Source organism: Acidovorax sp. FJL06 (assembly GCF_003852545.1).
In the GTDB taxonomy this organism is placed as follows: domain Bacteria; phylum Pseudomonadota; class Gammaproteobacteria; order Burkholderiales; family Burkholderiaceae_C; genus Acidovorax.
In genome coordinates this window covers 1-14,862 of sequence record NZ_QAJR01000010.1, presented here as the reverse complement: position 1 = coordinate 14,862, position 14,862 = coordinate 1, and the positions used below count along the sequence as shown (strand labels likewise).

The 14,862-nt window shown below is 60.3% G+C and carries 20 protein-coding genes; 13 read left to right on the top strand and 7 right to left on the bottom strand.

Going from position 1 to position 14,862, the window contains the following annotated elements:
* Positions 1–4 precede the first annotated feature (4 nt).
* Positions 5–385, top strand: coding sequence for a hypothetical protein (locus DBV10_RS05625; protein ID WP_124511463.1), 381 nt, complete (start codon positions 5–7; stop codon positions 383–385).
* A gap of 429 nt (positions 386–814) precedes the next feature.
* Positions 815–1,747 (top strand): cation diffusion facilitator family transporter, encoded by a 933-nt coding sequence (locus tag DBV10_RS05615; protein ID WP_056419686.1) that lies wholly within the window; start codon positions 815–817, stop codon positions 1,745–1,747.
* A 534-nt stretch (positions 1,748–2,281) separates the two neighbouring features.
* Here DBV10_RS05615 and DBV10_RS05610 read toward each other — a convergent pair.
* From DBV10_RS05610 to DBV10_RS05600, 3 genes are all read right to left on the bottom strand, one after another.
* Positions 2,282–2,809 carry a DUF4148 domain-containing protein gene (locus tag DBV10_RS05610; protein WP_056419680.1) on the bottom strand — a complete coding sequence of 176 codons (528 nt, stop codon included), beginning with the start codon at positions 2,807–2,809 and terminating at the stop codon, positions 2,282–2,284.
* Between the two features lie 98 nt (positions 2,810–2,907).
* Positions 2,908–3,279 carry a DUF4148 domain-containing protein gene (locus DBV10_RS05605; protein ID WP_056419676.1) on the bottom strand — a complete coding sequence of 124 codons (372 nt, stop codon included), beginning with the start codon at positions 3,277–3,279 and terminating at the stop codon, positions 2,908–2,910.
* Positions 3,280–3,504: 225 nt separating this feature from the next.
* Entirely contained in the window at positions 3,505–3,903 is a 399-nt protein-coding gene (locus tag DBV10_RS05600) for a YkvA family protein (protein WP_056419922.1), read from the bottom strand.
* A gap of 240 nt (positions 3,904–4,143) precedes the next feature.
* Here DBV10_RS05600 and DBV10_RS05595 point away from each other — a divergent pair, with 240 nt between their 5' ends.
* Positions 4,144–5,160, top strand: coding sequence for a DNA-binding protein (locus DBV10_RS05595; RefSeq protein ID WP_082493261.1), 1,017 nt, complete (start codon positions 4,144–4,146; stop codon positions 5,158–5,160).
* A 124-nt stretch (positions 5,161–5,284) separates the two neighbouring features.
* Entirely contained in the window at positions 5,285–5,608 is a 324-nt protein-coding gene (locus DBV10_RS05590; RefSeq protein ID WP_082493291.1) for an H-NS family nucleoid-associated regulatory protein, read from the top strand.
* Positions 5,609–5,721: 113 nt separating this feature from the next.
* On the opposite strand, the gene DBV10_RS05585 is transcribed toward DBV10_RS05590, so the two are convergent.
* A complete protein-coding gene (locus DBV10_RS05585) occupies positions 5,722–6,102 on the bottom strand; it encodes a hypothetical protein (RefSeq protein ID WP_056419673.1) in 381 nt (126 codons plus the stop codon).
* Positions 6,103–6,507: 405 nt separating this feature from the next.
* On the opposite strand from DBV10_RS05585, the gene DBV10_RS05580 reads away from it, so the two are divergent.
* The 4 genes from DBV10_RS05580 to DBV10_RS05565 all read left to right on the top strand — a co-directional run bounded on the left by DBV10_RS05580 (position 6,508) and on the right by DBV10_RS05565 (position 10,396).
* Positions 6,508–6,837 carry a hypothetical protein gene (locus DBV10_RS05580; protein WP_108625390.1) on the top strand — a complete coding sequence of 110 codons (330 nt, stop codon included), beginning with the start codon at positions 6,508–6,510 and terminating at the stop codon, positions 6,835–6,837.
* A gap of 220 nt (positions 6,838–7,057) precedes the next feature.
* Positions 7,058–8,071, top strand: a complete 1,014-nt coding sequence (locus tag DBV10_RS05575; RefSeq protein ID WP_124511461.1) for a DUF932 domain-containing protein — start codon at positions 7,058–7,060, stop codon at positions 8,069–8,071.
* A gap of 165 nt (positions 8,072–8,236) precedes the next feature.
* Positions 8,237–9,250 (top strand): YqaJ viral recombinase family protein, encoded by a 1,014-nt coding sequence (locus tag DBV10_RS05570; protein WP_124511459.1) that lies wholly within the window; start codon positions 8,237–8,239, stop codon positions 9,248–9,250.
* 135 nt (positions 9,251–9,385) lie between these two features.
* Positions 9,386–10,396: a phage capsid protein gene (locus tag DBV10_RS05565; RefSeq protein ID WP_124511457.1), complete on the top strand. Its 1,011-nt coding sequence runs from the start codon at positions 9,386–9,388 to the stop codon at positions 10,394–10,396.
* 755 nt (positions 10,397–11,151) lie between these two features.
* Here DBV10_RS05565 and DBV10_RS05560 read toward each other — a convergent pair.
* Both DBV10_RS05560 and DBV10_RS05555 read right to left on the bottom strand, forming a co-directional pair.
* Positions 11,152–11,427 carry an H-NS family nucleoid-associated regulatory protein gene (locus DBV10_RS05560; protein ID WP_108625388.1) on the bottom strand — a complete coding sequence of 92 codons (276 nt, stop codon included), beginning with the start codon at positions 11,425–11,427 and terminating at the stop codon, positions 11,152–11,154.
* Positions 11,428–11,527: 100 nt separating this feature from the next.
* Complete coding sequence (locus DBV10_RS05555; RefSeq protein ID WP_124511455.1) at positions 11,528–11,761, bottom strand: hypothetical protein; 234 nt, start codon at positions 11,759–11,761, stop codon at positions 11,528–11,530.
* A gap of 278 nt (positions 11,762–12,039) precedes the next feature.
* Here DBV10_RS05555 and DBV10_RS05550 point away from each other — a divergent pair, with 278 nt between their 5' ends.
* A complete protein-coding gene (locus DBV10_RS05550) occupies positions 12,040–12,930 on the top strand; it encodes a hypothetical protein (protein WP_124511453.1) in 891 nt (296 codons plus the stop codon).
* Between the two features lie 32 nt (positions 12,931–12,962).
* On the opposite strand, the gene DBV10_RS05545 is transcribed toward DBV10_RS05550, so the two are convergent.
* Positions 12,963–13,268 carry a helix-turn-helix domain-containing protein gene (locus DBV10_RS05545; protein WP_108625385.1) on the bottom strand — a complete coding sequence of 102 codons (306 nt, stop codon included), beginning with the start codon at positions 13,266–13,268 and terminating at the stop codon, positions 12,963–12,965.
* A gap of 110 nt (positions 13,269–13,378) precedes the next feature.
* Between DBV10_RS05545 and DBV10_RS05540 the strand changes: the two genes are divergently transcribed.
* From DBV10_RS05540 to DBV10_RS05530, 4 genes are all read left to right on the top strand, one after another.
* On the top strand, positions 13,379–13,600 hold the full coding sequence (locus tag DBV10_RS05540) for a hypothetical protein (RefSeq protein WP_100409567.1): 222 nt from the start codon (positions 13,379–13,381) through the stop codon (positions 13,598–13,600).
* A 21-nt stretch (positions 13,601–13,621) separates the two neighbouring features.
* Positions 13,622–13,756 carry a hypothetical protein gene (locus tag DBV10_RS23300; protein ID WP_255409640.1) on the top strand — a complete coding sequence of 45 codons (135 nt, stop codon included), beginning with the start codon at positions 13,622–13,624 and terminating at the stop codon, positions 13,754–13,756.
* Positions 13,757–13,967: 211 nt separating this feature from the next.
* Positions 13,968–14,162 carry a hypothetical protein gene (locus DBV10_RS05535; protein ID WP_056419652.1) on the top strand — a complete coding sequence of 65 codons (195 nt, stop codon included), beginning with the start codon at positions 13,968–13,970 and terminating at the stop codon, positions 14,160–14,162.
* 24 nt (positions 14,163–14,186) lie between these two features.
* A complete protein-coding gene (locus DBV10_RS05530; RefSeq protein ID WP_124511450.1) occupies positions 14,187–14,615 on the top strand; it encodes a hypothetical protein in 429 nt (142 codons plus the stop codon).
* The last annotated feature ends 247 nt before the right edge of the window (positions 14,616–14,862 follow it).

Here is a 14,862-nt window from a genome sequence, read left to right as displayed (position 1 = left end):
TGCCATGAAACTCTCCCACCTCTTTCTCGCCCTCACGGTATCGATCTCTGGCACAGCCATCGCGGCTGACAACCACGGCCACGACGTCAAGCCGATGCATGGTGGTGCTGTGGCGGAAGCCAAGGACGTCGAGTACGAATTCGTCGCCAGTGCCGACAAGCTGCAGCTCTTCATGCGCGACCACGGAAAACCCGTTGCCGTGGCGGGGATGACCGCCAAGGTCACCCTGCTGGCCGGCAGCGAGAAGCAGGAGGTTCAACTCCAAGCCGGTGAGGGCAAGTTGGAAGCCGCGGGTAGCTTCAAGGTCCCCGCCGGTACCAAAGCCGTGGTCGCCGTCTCGAAGGCCGGCAAGTCGGTCGCCTCGGTCCGCTTCACGCTGAAGTAACACCAACGCCGCCCGAAGCATCGCTCCAGTCCATGCGAACGACACCGCAGTGGCGGGTCCGTACCGCCCCTCGGCGCTGTGCATGTCCTTGCCCTTAGAGGCAAAAAGGAGCGATCCATGTCAATGCAGGCGGCCCAGGGTGGGCTTTTCGCCAAGCTGTTCTGGATCTGGATCAGCTTGTTGGTCTCTGTGTTTGTGTTCTGGCGGCTGCGGCACATGTGGCTCAAGCGCCATCCCCCGATGGACGTTCGAACCAAGTACAGCCGGCGACTGGCCAAGAGACTGAGGGACCGGCAAATAACGCGCTTGAAGTGCCGGACCACGGGTAAGCCTCGGCACCGGCGACGTCACTGAGCGCCAAGGCCGGACGAGGACCGCGGACTGAACGCGGTCGATGACATCACCAGACTGAATCTGAGGAGACAGACCATGGGAAAAGGTTCCGACCACGCTTTGCCAGCGGCAGGAAACGAAAAGGCTTTGCGCTACGCGCTGATGCTCACCGGCGGTTTCATGCTGGCAGAGGTCATTGGCGGCGTCATGCTCAACAGCCTGGCTCTGCTGTCCGATGCCGCACACATGTTCACCGACGTGGCGGCGCTGGCCATTGCGCTGGCGGCCATTCGGGTCGGGCGCCGGGATGTCGACGACCGGCGCACCTTTGGCTACCACCGATTTGAGATCCTGGCCGCCGCGTTCAATGCCTTACTCCTGTTTGGCGTTGCGGCGTACATCCTTTATGAGGCGTGGCAACGCTGGAGCAACCCGCCGGCAGTCCAGACCACTGGGGTGCTGGTGATCGCTGTACTGGGCACGATCGTCAACCTCGTGAGCATGCGCCTTCTGTCCTCAGGCAAGGATTCCAGCCTCAACGTCAAAGGAGCCTACCTTGAAGTCTGGAGCGACCTGCTCGGCTCGATTGGGGTCATCGTGGGGGCGCTGGTCATTCTGTTCACAGGGTGGAACTGGGTCGACACCGTCATTGCCGTGGCCATCGGCTTGTGGGTGCTGCCGCGCACCTGGATCCTCCTGAAAGAGACGCTCAACATCCTGCTCGAAGGCGTCCCCGAAGGCATCGATCTGCCTCAGCTCAAGCGTGCGCTCCTGGACCTGCCAGGGGTGGTGTCCTTGCATGAACTGCATGTCTGGGCGGTCAGCAGCGCCAAGACCAGCCTGAGCGCTCACGTCGTGTACAACCCGCAAGCGGCAGACCCTGGCACCATGCTGGCCGCCGTCAACCAGTTGCTGGCGAAGCAATTCGAGATCACCCACACCACCATTCAGTTGGAAACCCAAGCCTGCGGTACGGCTGCCGCCGGCACTTCGAATGCTGGTGCGGATCACTGGAAAGCACCCGTGTGATTTCCGCGTGGACGACCACCCTCCGTTCCTGCTTTGCACAGCGCTGGGCAAACAGGTGGCGCCTGCCAGCGCTGTGTGTCGTGGCCATGCTCGCCGCCGGCTGCGCCACCCCCGTGTATGAAAACTCCCTACCGTGGGCGGAGGGTTGGCGCGTGGGCAAAGTCAGCAGGGTTGAAGCCACTGCTCAGGACCTGGCGTTCTACAAGCGCCGGTGCAAGGCCGATCAGTTAGATCGTGCGCAAGAGCGGTTCGCCATTGTTCAGTGGAGAGAGGTGGGTCGGTCGCGCTGGACCGTTGCGCGTCTGCCTGCAGATGTAGCCGTGGTTGCTGGAGAGCCGGTCTACGTCAAGGTTTGGGATTGCTCGGCAGCCCTCGTCAAACGTGAGATGAACTAGAGCACAGGCGAGCTCAAGTCGGCCGATTCAGATACCTCACCGGTCGCACCCGGTGTGCACGAGTGAACGGCGCTGGTGCCCACCACCACGGAGCGTGAGGGCGGGCCAGCCCAGCGCGACTGGGCTCTGGATCTGATGTTCAGAGATCGCGGCCATTGGAGTGGCCCGATTGCGCGGCCGTCGAGCCCGCGTGGTGCTGGTGGTATTGGCCAGGGTAGATTTCATTGAGCTTGCGGCCGTCCTCGCCGGCGGCCATCAGGTCCCCGGTGTGGATAGCCTCTGCCAGTTCCTCCTTGACCTGCTCGCGTGTCTTGCCTGCTTGCGCCATCTTGGACGGATACAGGTTGGGCTGCAGTTCATTGAGCCGTGATCCGGATTCCCCGGCGGCAAGCATGTCACCGCTGCGAACAGCCTGCTCCAGTTCCGCGCGCACCTGGTCCCGGGTCTTGCCCAGCACCGGGGTCTTCAACTGGTAGCCACCGGAGTTGAGCTCACTGACTTTGGCGCCGATTTCCCCGCCGGCCATGATGTCGCCGCTGCGCAGGGCTTGCGAGAGCTCGGCTTTGACCTCCTCGCGTGTCTTGGACTGGGCGCCATGGCTGGCATCGAAAGCGAATGCAGGGGCTGCGCTCAGCGCGAGGATGATGAGGGTGGTCTTGAGTTTCATGTTGGTCCTTAAGGTCAATGGTTGGAAGCGAAAATTTGTGCCTTGGATGGGCGGAGTCGATTGCATTGCGTGTGCCAGGCCCGAGGGCCCTCAGCCGGTCACGGCGCCTGGTGGGCTTCGACCCAGCCGATCTCGCCGCCCAGGTCGCGCACGCCATTCGTAGTGGCGGGGCCCTTTTGAGCAGCTTGAAGTTCATCCAGAACCTGTTGCCTGCTCTTGTTTGACACCGGTGCTTTGACCAGTGGATAGGTGGCGGGGTAGCCGCGGCTGATCCAGTGCAACGAACCGTTTTGCTGCGCAACGAGCACGTTTTGCTGGACGTCTTCACGGCTGACGGTGCGGCCCAGGTGAGATGGCACGAAAGTGGCACCTTCTTCCTGGCTAGGACTGGTGTGAAACGCGGTCGAAGCGAAAGACGCCGTAGCAGTGGCTGCCAGGCTGAATGCGATGAGGGCGAAACGAGCTTTCATGGGGTCTCCTTGAGCACTGAACGCCCGGGTGGGAATTCAGGAGGCACAACCTTCTTGCACCTCGGAGACAAGTCTAGAAATCCGGCACCCACATGCCGCTGACCGCAGCATTACAGTTTTGACAGCACTGTGTCTAAGCGTAGCCACGGAGGTTCACAAAGGCCTATGCCGCAAAGCCTGCGGCGGACAAGCGCCTTCCCGAGGCGATTCGCGCAAGTCCGTCCCTCAGCCAGTCATGCCCGACTTCCACCAATACCAGGCGCCCAAGCAGGCAGCGAGCCACAGTAGTACAACAACGACTGCGCCGACTTTGCTGGTCGGCTTTGCTGCTTTGGAAGCCATCCACTCATCGGCTTGTGTTCTGCATTCAGCCAGGACGTCCGCCGGCAAAAGTTTGATAGCGACCCATATCAGGCCGGGGAGCAGCAATACATCATCCAAGTACCCCAGCACTGGTATGAAATCCGGAATCAGGTCGATCGGGCTGAGCGCGTACGCCACGACAAACACTCCAAGGGCCTTTGCGTACCAGGGGGTGCGTGGATTCTTTCCTGCAAACCACAGCGTCACTCCATCGCGTTTGATCCGCCTTGCCCAGGTTCTTAGATCGCATGTGATGCTCATATCGATAGCATGCCACGGCCCCATGTCTGATTTTTAACGCGCGACCGCGCAACTGAAAAACCACCCCTCCCATCGCGTTACATGCTGCGGCCCCCCCATTTTTGCGGGCTTTGAAGTGATCACAACAGATAAACCCTTATTAACTAGTCTGAATTTTTCGTGAAATCCCAATTTTTCATTGCCACACCCAGTATGTAATATCATGGTATGTAATACGGTACGAAAAAATCGGAGGATGCCATGGCCAGAGCCGGAATCTACAAGTCTGAGGTGCTGCGAGCCAGGGATAGGCTGATCAGCCAAGGCAAGTACCCGTCCATCGATGCGGTGCGCGTCGAGTTGGGCAATACCGGCTCCAAGGTGACCATCCACAGGTACCTCAAGGAAATCGAGGACGAGGAAGCCGCCGCTACGGCACCGAAAATCAGCATCAGCGATGAGCTCGCGGAATTGGTAGGCCGCCTGTCCACCAGGTTGGAGTTTGATGCCAATGCGAGGGTCGTTGCACTGATGGAGGAGTTCAACGCCAAGGAAGCGCAGTACAAGGCCAGCCTGGAGACCTCCAAGAGCGAAACAGCCGCGGCCAGGCGGCAGCTGGAGCAGACCCAACTGGAGTTGGCCAGGGAACGCGAATCCCTCGAGCACGCCAACAGGGAGTTGGCCCTCAAGGCGATCGAGCAGGCCCAACTGGTCGAGCAAACGACCCAGCTGCAGACCCGGCTTGAGAGTGCCCAAGCACACAGCCAGTCCCTGGAAGAGAAGCACACCCATGCCAGGGAGGCTCTGGAGCATTTCCGCGAAGCGTCCAAGGAGCAGCGCGAGCGCGAGCTACGCCAGCACGAGCAGCAACTGCAGTACCTGCAGACGGAACTGACTAAGGCCAATGCGGCTGTCTCGGCCAATCAGCAGCAGATGCGCAACGACCACCAGCAGAACCAGGCACTCGCGCGGGAGTTGGGTCAGGCCAGGTCGCAACTCCAGAGCCTGGAAACGCAGCTGCAGGCGGCGCAGCAAACTGCCCTCGGCCTTGCCGAAGTACCCCAGCAACTTGAAGATTTGACTGCGAAGGCCTTGAGTCGAGAGCAAGACCTCGCCCGTCTGCAGGCGGATCTGCTTCAGGCCACTCAGCGCAATCTGGAGCTGGAGCGGCAACTCGCAGCAACAAGCGCGGCTGACGCGGCGCGCCAGCAGCTGACGGCGGATCTGATGCGCCGCCTGGATACGTTGCAGGCGCCGCAAAGCCACACCAACGCATGACCGCAAGACTGTGTTGAAGACTGCCAGAGGCGGTCTATCTCTCATCGGCGCTCCCCATCACAATGGAGAAAGTTGCGTCCAAGCTTCCGTTATGGAGATCCCAGTGCCCAAGACACTCACTCAAATGAAGAAACGCCTTGAAGAGGCGATGAGCGAAGTCCGTGAAGCCGAGGAAATCATTCCACTGTTGAAAGAGGTAATCGCCAAGTTCGAATTGGAGCCAGCCGATCTGTTCGAAGCAACCACTGCCAACGCAAGAAAGATTCAATCTTTGACCTCAGAGACCGGGAGACCCCCAGCCGGCAAACCTGTCCTGTACGAGGATGCAGTTGGGAATACTTGGGCAGGAAAGGGGCGGCGACCCTCTTGGTTGAACGAAGCCATCGCGCGCGGGAAAACGCTGGAAGAATTTCGAACTCGCGGAACACCTTTGCGCAACGCTAAGTAGTTGTTCTAAAAAGAGATTTCTCCATAACCTTCCGATCCGGCACAAAAACCGAGATCACCCCAGTTTCCAGCACGATCGCGGAGCCTCACCCGACGTCACTACTCGACGAGTTTCTAAAACGCACCGACACCAGACGTAGGGACCAACGCAACGGTGAGTTGGTCGACCCAAACAAAGTCGACCAGCGCTTCACTCTCGACGTTCAATGTGAGCTTTTTGGGCAGACGATCCTTGGTGGCGATATTGATCTCACAGGTGACGCAATAGCCGTCGCAATACGCTTTGAACAACGCGGAACCCGACCATGTACCGTCCTCGTCAAGGTGCGGCCCCGCACCGCTCTCCCAAACGAAGTCGGAGGCATCAACAACGTCTGTACACGTCTCACCCCTGTATTGCTCCTCCCCTTCCTTGAGCTCTATCAGTTCCCCGTCTTCATCTCGATCACGCCGTAAGTAAGTCACTTTGACAGAGCCGGCAAGTTCTGGTTTCATACGTTTCTCCACGGGTTGATGAGGCCACGATTCTGCTTCAGAAGATGGGGGGCAGATGCAAACATATCGGACATCTTTCCGGTTGTGCCCCGTGGGACTCAATGCAATTCGGGTACCCGATCCTAAATTTCTTCAGTCACATATCACCCCAGTGACCTGACCACCGTCTGCCCCTTGGCAGTCGCACAACGCCCATAAAGCCCGGCAAGCTCATCTCGAGTTGCCGGGCTTTATGCCGTCCTGGTCGGAGTTCTCTGTCTTTCTGGTTCTCGGTTTTGCGATCTCGCGCCCTCTCAGCCCCGTGTGTTCACGCACCCGGGGCTTTTGCTTTTTGGGGCTGCCTGTTGGTCTGTCTATCTTGGTTTTCTGGTTCTTTCACCCGCATGTTCTTTCAAGGAGATTTCCATGCTCACCTGTCCCCAATGCCAATCCCCACGATTGGAATCCCGCGACCTCGGTCGCAATGCCGGCTGTGCTGTCGGCGCTATCGCAGGAGCTGCCAGCGGTGCAGCGAGTGCGCTGCGCGGTGCCCGACTGGGCGCTACTTTCGGCGCATTCGCCGGTCCTGCAGGATCCGTCCTGGGCGGTCTCGCCGGTGCCGCCCTCGGTGGCCTGGTTGGCGGCGCCATCGGTTGTGAGGTCGGCAGCAAGATCGGTGAAGCCGTCGATCAGAACTGCCTGGACAACTACCGCTGTCTGGAGTGCGGTCACACCTTTGGTCCTCCGCGCGACTGAGGTGCATGGGCGGTAGTCGTCCTACTGGTTCCTCGACCTCGCGCTTCTTTGGCTTTCCGTTTCTCTCTCCCTCTCCCTTTCTCACTCCCCTGCCCCGGTTCCTTGTTCCAGCTGTGTGCTCTTTGGAGTCGCGCAGTGGCGCAGCCGTGGGCGGGTGGTTTTCGTGTTGTCGGTTTTTTGTTTTCTTGTTCTCTCTTCCATTTCTACAAGGAGTATTTCAATGGCACATCTCGTTCAAACCATGGCCTATGTCGGTGAGACCCCCTGGCATAACCTGGGTCAGCAACTGCCCGCCAAACAACCCATCGATGTCTGGGCCCGTGAAGCAGGCATGGACTGGACCATCCAAGAGACCCCTGTGCGCTACATGGCTACACAGGCGGGTGCTGGTTCCGGTTCCGGGTCCAGTGCTGCGTCTTCTGTCTCGGACCTCTATGGCGAACCCATGGAGTTCACCGATCAGAAGGTGCTTTATCGCAGTGATACCAAGGCACCCCTGTCAGTGGTCAGTGCCCGCTACCAGGTCGTGCAGCCCAAGCAGGTGTTGGAGTTCTATCGGGATCTGACGGAAGTCTCTGGTTATGAGCTGGAGACTGCCGGAGTCCTGAAGGCTGGGCGCAAGTTCTGGGCCCTGGCCCGCACTGGCAAGTCCTCAGCCCTCAAGGGCAACGATGTGGTCAATGGCTATCTGCTGTTGGCCACGTCCTGCGATGGGACCTTGGCTACCACGGCCACCCCCACCACCGTGCGTGTGGTCTGCAACAACACCCTCTCCATTGCCCTGTCCGGAACATCGAGTGCGATCAAGGTGCCCCACAGCACCAGCTTCGATGCGCAGGCGGTCAAGAAGCAGTTGGGCATTGCCGTCTCGCAATGGGATGGTTTCATGTACCGCATGAAGACCTTGTCTGAGCGCAGGGTCAAGAGCCATGAGTCCATGAACTACTTCCTCAAGGTGCTGTGCCAGACGGATGGGCATGCCGATGCGTCTGCAGGTCTCACCAATGAGCGCGCCCTCAAGAAGGTGCAGGCCATGTACGAGGGCCAGGGCCGGGGTGCGGAATTGGCTGCCGCCAAGGGCACGGCCTGGGGCCTGTTGTGCGCTGTCACCGAGTTCGTGGACCACGAGCGCCGGGCGCGCAGCCAGGAGTACCGCCTGGACAGTGCCTGGTTTGGTCAGGGGGCCACGCTCAAGCAGCGGGCGCTGGAGCAGGCCTTGCAGTTGGCGTCGTGACTGGGTCTGCCGCTGTTGCGGTTTGTCCTGGCTTTCATCCGGCGCTCTATCCATTCACCGCCATCGCCCTTCACGGCATAGACCCCGGCTCCATCAGTGGACCGGGGTCTTTGTTTTTCTGGGGGCGGTGCTGGTATTCGTTTCTTTCACATTCAAGGAGTCAGCATGGTTCAACCTGTTGTTTCACCGGTGGGGACATCCCTCACCAAACCCCGCCCTGCCCTTCGACTTGTCAAGACCCAGGACCTGGATCGCGATCAGTGGTTGCAGGTGCGCAAGGGAGGCATTGGCAGTTCGGATGCTGCGGCTGCTGTGGGGCTCAATCCCTACCAGTCGCAGCTGGAGCTCTGGATGGAGAAGACCGGTCGTGCCCCTGTTGCCCCACCAGGGGACGGGGGTGCGGACGATCTGAGTCCGATGTACTGGGGCTCGCTCTTGGAACCCATCGTGGCAGCGCACTACACCCGCCGCACGGGCAACCGGGTACGGCGCATCAACGCGGTGCTGCAGCATCCCGAGCATCCCTGGATGCTGGCCAATATTGACCGGGAGGTCATGGGGGCCCCGGATGTCCAGTTGCTGGAATGCAAGACCGCTGGCATTCAGGGGGCCTGGCTCTGGCGCGATGGGGTGCCGGAGTATGTGCAGTTGCAGGTGCAGCACCAGTTGGCTGTCACGGGCAAGCAGGCTGCGGATGTCGCGGTGCTGCTCGGGGGTCAGGAACTGCAGATTTTCCAGATCGAGCGGGATGAGGAGCTGATTGCCCAACTCATCACCTTGGAGCGGGAGTTCTGGGGCTATGTGGAGCGGGGCCAGGCGCCGCCGGCCGATGGGTCGGATTCGGCAGACCGAGCTTTGCGAGCGCTGTATCCCAAGGACACGGGTTTCACCCTCAACCTCAAGCATGACCTGGTGATGGGGGCGGTGTTTTCTGACCTGCTGGCAGTGCGGGAGGTGTTGGCGACCAACACGGCGCTGGAAGCCCAGCTCAAGCAGGCGATTCAGCAGCGCATGGGGGACTCCAGCCGGGCGGTGTTTGAGAACGGCGAGGTGAGCTTCAAACGCAGCCGGGATGGGACGCAGCTCGATACAGCGCGACTGGCCAAGGAGCAGCCGGAGATCGTGAAGGCCTACACGGTACCCAAGCCTGGGAGTCGGAGGTTTCTGGTGCAGACCTGAGGTGGGCCGGGGACATCGGGGCCCAGGTTCATTCAATTCATTTTTTCATACACGCATCCCCAGACGGGCTTCATCGGTGACGGTGAGGCCCGTTGTGTTTTGAGGGGTGTTTTCACATTCAACAAGGAGATTCACATGCTCAAAGGTTTGGCTTTGACACCGCCCGTGATCGGGCGCATTGCAATTGGGCGGGTGGTGGAGAAGGCAGGACGCCGTCTTCCCGAGAAGGACGATGAGTTCACCCTGACCAGCCAGGTCCAGAACAAGGAGGGATGGGTTCCCCATCCGGTGGATGCCCAGTTGCGCAAGGAGCCAGGGGCCAAGCTGCGCAGCATTCCGGTGCGGTTGCTGTTTGACGATCCGGATCTGAGCCTGCGGGCGAACTACACGATGTTTGACCGGGCGACCGGCAGGCCGTTGTGTGTGGGGGATGGAGACAGCTGCAAGCGGGTGACGATCTCCGGGATGCAGTCCCTGCCCTGCCCTTCTCCTGCGGTGTGTCCGCTCGCTCAGGATGGGAACTGCAAGCCGTATGGGCGGCTGCATGTGCGTGTGGAAGCTGAGGGGAATACCGAAGCGGGTATGGCGGATATGAGTGGCGATGAACTGGGCAGCTTTGTGTTTCGGACGACGGGGTTCAACAGCATTCGGACGTTGTCAGCCCGACTGCGGTATCTGTCTGCGGTGTCGGGTGGGTTGCTGGCCGGGTTGCCTTTGGAGCTTCGGCTGCGGGGCAAGTCCACCACGCTGTCGCACCGTACGCCGATCTACTACGTGGATCTGACGCTGAGAGCGGGAAGCAGCTTGGCCCAGGTCGTGGCGTTGGCGCGGCAGGAACGCGAGCAACAGGCTGCGCTGGGGCTGGATCAGGCGGCGCTGGATGAGGCGGCGCGGCAGGGTTTGGCGCTGGGGGAGTTCGAGGAGTCGGAAGAGGAAGGGGTGGGCGTTGTCGAGGAGTTCTATCCTGAGCCTGGCATGGAAGGAGAGCATGCGGGGGCTGGGGATGTTGACGGCTCTGAGTCTCGGAGGACCAGAGAGCCATCTCCGCCGATTTCTCTGCGCGGCAAGCTGCATCGCAAGCAGGAAGCGCTGGGAGTGCGTGGCATCGCAACAGGTGATCCGGGGGCTTCCCATGCGGGGGCCTGAAGGGCTGGTTCGGCGCTATGTGGTGGGGTTGGTGATGGAGACGGTGCCTTGCTATCGGAGTGGGCCGGATTCAGAACCAAGCGCCAAGGTGCTTCCCGGGATTCTGGTGAGGCATCGAGCACCACCCCATCGCACAGGGGGGGTGGCACTTCAGCAAGCAGTGGCCTTGCTCACTGGCCAGCGGGTGGCTGTACCAACTGTAAGCATTGCAGCCGGGGTGTTGCGCCATGCGCAGCGACTCCTGCCGGGGTTCCATGCTCAGTTGGTCTGGGAGCAAGCGCCTTCGGACCTGCTGGCGCTGTGCCACGAGGCGGTTCACCTGGGTGGCCTGGTGCTCCTGCTCTGGCAGTCGATTGCCAGGGAGGTACGGGGAGCTACCAGGCAACCCAGCCCTGCGCCTCACTGGATGCTCGTGGTCGGTGTGGAGGGGCCTTGGAGTCCAGTGGGGGATGAATCAGGCAGTGTGGTGTGCACAGTGGCTACCGGCCTCTTGGTCTTGGACACCCAGGTGCATCCTGGCTGGGGATTGGGGCACAACCAGAGTCTGGTTCCTGGAACCGATCCGCGCCATGAGGCGGCTATGCGGGTGGCGGAGTTTAGGGCTGTTTGGTCGGCGCGTACATTGGAGGGCAACCTGGACTGCGGGATGGTCCTCTCAGCGATCGCACTGTCTCCCGGCAAAGGCCAGAGCCCCCAGTGATCTGGCGGGAGCTCAGACAGTGCATCCGCACTGGCTGGCTCCCATTCCGTACCGATCAGGCAATCACAAAGGGCGTGCGGTCCTTGCCTGCAATCCACTGGGGCGGCTTACCTCGGCCGGACCAGGTGGCACCGGTGTCGGGGTCCCGGTACTTGGCAGCGACCTTCTTGGGCTGGGGCTTCCAGGGGAAGACCTGTTGGGCCGTGAAGCCGAATTCCTGAACGAGTTGCAGGACGGTTTGGAGGGCCTGTTCGGACTCGGCCTTCTTGGCGTTGGCGATTTGTTCGTCGAGGAGTTTTTTCTGGGCGAGGAGTTCGGCGTAGCTGGGCATGGGGGTGCGTTGGGAGTGAGTGCTGGGGTGTTGTGATTGGGTCCAAGGAGGACCTTTTAGACACAGGAAGCACTCTACGCGAACCGGAGCCCAGGAATGCTCAGTTGGCAGTTGCAACGGGGGGAGTCGTGGCGTCTTGGGTGTCGCCCTGGCGCCATACCTGCAGGTTGGCGTATTCCCGGCCGCAACCGGTGCAACGCAGGGCTTCGGTGTAGCGCATGACTCCGGCGTCATCGCGTGCGAGCACGCGGTGGTAGCTGGTGGCCCGGCAGTAGCCGCAGCAGTTCCTGGCGGTGGACGGGTTCATCGAGATGGAGGCGCTCAGGTTCTTCACTCAGGGGATCTGTTCTTGGTGGGGGTCTTCGTTGCGTGCGCTTGGGATCGTACCAAGGCAACGGAGTTTGTGCAGGTCCACGGGGGAAGCTGGTCACGGGCAGGGATGTTCTCGCTCCATATGGAACATCTCACACGGTAGCGGCTGAGCTGCGGCAAAGATCTCGCAGCCACTTCCCCATCCCTGCCCGTTCAGCAATCGGTCAACCGATGGTCTTTGGTTGGCGTTCAATTGATGCATTTGCATCACATATCATTTACTAACAGAGAGGGAGTTTTATGCAGTCCATGAGAAGAAGGGTGCGGCTTGCGCCAAGCCTGGTGGTTGTTTCGTTAGCGGTGTTGGGCCTGGCTGGGTCGCTGGCCGGTTGCCAGCGCAAGGAGGCCGAGGTGCAAGCGCCTGAGTTGCCGGTGCAAACGGTCTCGGGCTTTCTGGAGATCGCTGGGGTACTGGATCGCCGTGGTGAACAGGGGGCTGTGTTCGAGGTGAGCCCGGAGACGGGGGATCTGGTGGCGTTTGTGTTCGATCCAAAGAGTGCTCTGGGCCAGCGGCTTTTGTCGCAGTGTGTGCAGAACATGCCGTGTCTGGTCGAGGGGGTGCGGGCCAGGCCGCTGGACAGTCAGGCACCGGCCACCAAGGTCTTGGGTGAGTTGGGGTTCAGTGTTTCGCCGTCGGCTTGGCTGGGGATGATTGACGCGGGAGATGCCCGCGTGGAGTCTGCGCTGGAGGAGCCTGAGATGCAGGTCAAGACCCGGTTTGGGGTTGTGGCTGTGCAGGAGGGAGATTCTTCGGTTGTTTTAAACGGGCAAACCGTTCTATCGCCTCAGGAGGAATCCGTGCGCATCGTGCGCAATGCGCCGGTAGGTGCAGAGGATGTGCTGTTGCTGCAAAGTGGATCGGGGACTGCCTGCCCTGCCCTCTTCCAGGTGCTGGCGGTGTCGGCGCAGGGGGTGCAGGTGTCGCCGAAGTTTGGGTCTTGCTCGGATCGGGTGTTTGCGGTGGTCGAGGACAAGCCCAATATGGCTCCCAAGCTGTCCATTCGGATGCTGGGGTTTGCGGGGCCGTTCGAACCCGAGGAAGAGCAGCGCAAGGCGGCTCAGAAGCTGGTGGAGTTTGTGTACCAGCAGGGGTCGCTCACGCGGGACGGTAAGCCGGTGACTTCGCAATGAAGGTGCGTGTACCTCTGCGTTCGACTGCAGTCTCAAGTCTTGACAGGGGGTTTTCTGGGGGTTTTGCGGGCGGGCTTGAGCGCCTGCTCTGGGGGTTTGAGCAGGGTCCAGGGCTCTACCCCCAGGGCCTGTGCCAGGCGCTCGATATTGGCCAGGGCGATGTTCCAGCGGCAGCGCTCTACGGCAGAGACGTAGGTGCGGTCGAGTTCGCACTCGTGGGCCAGGCGCTCTTGGGACCAGCCTTTTTCTACACGCAGTAGCCGAATCCAGTACGCGAGGATTTCGCGCACGTTGCCCGGGTCGGGCAGATGGGTCGGGGGCGTGGGTTTGGCAGACACCGCAGGAGGATGCGGTTTTGCCTTCTTTGCATCTACGGAGTTTGCATCACTATTTGTGCGCTCCGTGGGAATTTTGAGTGGTTAGTGCTTCAACTTTAGGAGGAATTGCCATGAAGCGGTTTGCTTGGGGTCGTTGGGTGGTGGTGGGGTATTTCTTGTTCGGGCTGCTGTATGCGATCTATGCCAACAACTGGGGGGATGAGCCCTACCGAAGTTTTGCGTACCACCTGGGCCAGGGGTTGGTGTGGCCTGTGATGGTGTTGCCAGGACTGGGCAAGTTCATTGGGGGCTTGCTGATCGTTGCCATGGTGGCGTTTGTGATGGCCAGTTAAGGCTGGACAGGAGAAAGCACCATGGCGTTTTTGGCACAGGTGATTTTGGTGTGTTTGATGGTCTACCTGTTCTTTGCCTCGCTGGGCTTCTGGTTCGGGCTGGGAGTGATCGTGCTCTGGCTGCTGATTGGGATGGCCAACAGTGGAAAGCGGTGAGGGGCTTTGAGTTGGGAACAGAACGATGAGCGCGCCTGGAGGGCTGGGCGTGCGTTTTTTTACACAAGGAGGGGTTATGCGATTCGGAATGACGGGGGCGCAGCTAGTGGGTCTGCAAAGCTGGATCCGTGGGTCCAGGGGTGTGATCACAGCACTCACGTTGGGTGCCGTGCTGGCTTTGGTGGGGTGTTCTGGCTCCAAGACGGAACGAATGATGGTCAAGGGCTGCACTGATGGGGGCAGCAGCAAGAAGACCTGTCAGTGCGCGGTGGACAAGATGGGCGAGCGCTACGACCTCAAGAACCTGGATGAGTTTGCGGAGAGCCGGGGCGGGATTCCGCTGCAGACCCTGCAGGCAGATTTTGCGAAGGCTTTGATCGAGTGTGTTGAGAAACACGGGCGCTGATCTGGCGCGGAAAGGAGATATGCAATGAAGACAACAAAAAATAAGCAGGTTCAAGATGTTGGAACGAATGCAATTCCTAGGCACCTCCAGGGAGTTACCTGCCCTGCCCTATTGTTAGCTGGCAGCCTTTTGTGTGCGTTGCTGGTGCAAGGCGCATGGGCGCAGTCACCACAGCCGGAGACTTCGGCTTGCGTGCGGCCGCTGAGCAAGGAGGTGAAGAACCGTACGGTGTTTGTAGGCACGCGGGTATTTGAGACTGCTGTGCCGTACGAGGACACCAAGCCCAAGATGATCCTGATGAAGGGCTTTACCTTGCGGGTGGTGGGGCGGTTTCAGGAGTGGGTGCAGTTGAAGGGAGTCCATGACGCCGAGTTTGGTCCGAACTCCACCCTCGGGTGGGTTCACGAGTCAGAGCTCGTCAAGGTAAACATGGAGTTGTGCAGGCTGGGGTGAGGCCTGGCGAATGTGGCGTTGGCCACTACTTGTTGAAGGGGACTAGGCTGTGGCCTGGTCCCTTTTTTATTGTGGCTTCTTTTTTTGGTCTGAGCAGATGTGAACGCAGCTCGGGGGGTGGCGCTGATGGTCGTCCCACACAAGATAAGAAGCGAGGGCTTCCAGTGGGAGGTGATTTCTTTGGATGGGATGAAGCGAACGAATGCAGCTGAAAAATGGTCAATACGGCTGCTTCTGTTTAGGGTTG

Coding starts and splice junctions, on each gene's coding strand:
- DBV10_RS05535 (WP_056419652.1), top strand. CDS start 13,968: ATGATGGTCAAGGGCTGCACTGATGGGGGCAGCAGCAAGAAGACCTGT.
- DBV10_RS05565 (WP_124511457.1), top strand. CDS start 9,386: ATGCTCAAAGGTTTGGCTTTGACACCGCCCGTGATCGGGCGCATTGCA.
- DBV10_RS05590 (WP_082493291.1), top strand. CDS start 5,285: ATGAAGAAACGCCTTGAAGAGGCGATGAGCGAAGTCCGTGAAGCCGAG.
- DBV10_RS05585 (WP_056419673.1), bottom strand. CDS start 6,102: ATGAAACCAGAACTTGCCGGCTCTGTCAAAGTGACTTACTTACGGCGT.
- DBV10_RS05575 (WP_124511461.1), top strand. CDS start 7,058: ATGGCACATCTCGTTCAAACCATGGCCTATGTCGGTGAGACCCCCTGG.
- DBV10_RS05600 (WP_056419922.1), bottom strand. CDS start 3,903: ATGAGCATCACATGCGATCTAAGAACCTGGGCAAGGCGGATCAAACGC.
- DBV10_RS05625 (WP_124511463.1), top strand. CDS start 5: ATGAAACTCTCCCACCTCTTTCTCGCCCTCACGGTATCGATCTCTGGC.
- DBV10_RS05550 (WP_124511453.1), top strand. CDS start 12,040: ATGCAGTCCATGAGAAGAAGGGTGCGGCTTGCGCCAAGCCTGGTGGTT.
- DBV10_RS05530 (WP_124511450.1), top strand. CDS start 14,187: ATGAAGACAACAAAAAATAAGCAGGTTCAAGATGTTGGAACGAATGCA.
- DBV10_RS05615 (WP_056419686.1), top strand. CDS start 815: ATGGGAAAAGGTTCCGACCACGCTTTGCCAGCGGCAGGAAACGAAAAG.
- DBV10_RS05560 (WP_108625388.1), bottom strand. CDS start 11,427: ATGCCCAGCTACGCCGAACTCCTCGCCCAGAAAAAACTCCTCGACGAA.
- DBV10_RS05540 (WP_100409567.1), top strand. CDS start 13,379: ATGAAGCGGTTTGCTTGGGGTCGTTGGGTGGTGGTGGGGTATTTCTTG.
- DBV10_RS05605 (WP_056419676.1), bottom strand. CDS start 3,279: ATGAAAGCTCGTTTCGCCCTCATCGCATTCAGCCTGGCAGCCACTGCT.
- DBV10_RS05595 (WP_082493261.1), top strand. CDS start 4,144: ATGGCCAGAGCCGGAATCTACAAGTCTGAGGTGCTGCGAGCCAGGGAT.
- DBV10_RS05570 (WP_124511459.1), top strand. CDS start 8,237: ATGGTTCAACCTGTTGTTTCACCGGTGGGGACATCCCTCACCAAACCC.
- DBV10_RS05610 (WP_056419680.1), bottom strand. CDS start 2,809: ATGAAACTCAAGACCACCCTCATCATCCTCGCGCTGAGCGCAGCCCCT.
- DBV10_RS05580 (WP_108625390.1), top strand. CDS start 6,508: ATGCTCACCTGTCCCCAATGCCAATCCCCACGATTGGAATCCCGCGAC.
- DBV10_RS23300 (WP_255409640.1), top strand. CDS start 13,622: ATGGCGTTTTTGGCACAGGTGATTTTGGTGTGTTTGATGGTCTACCTG.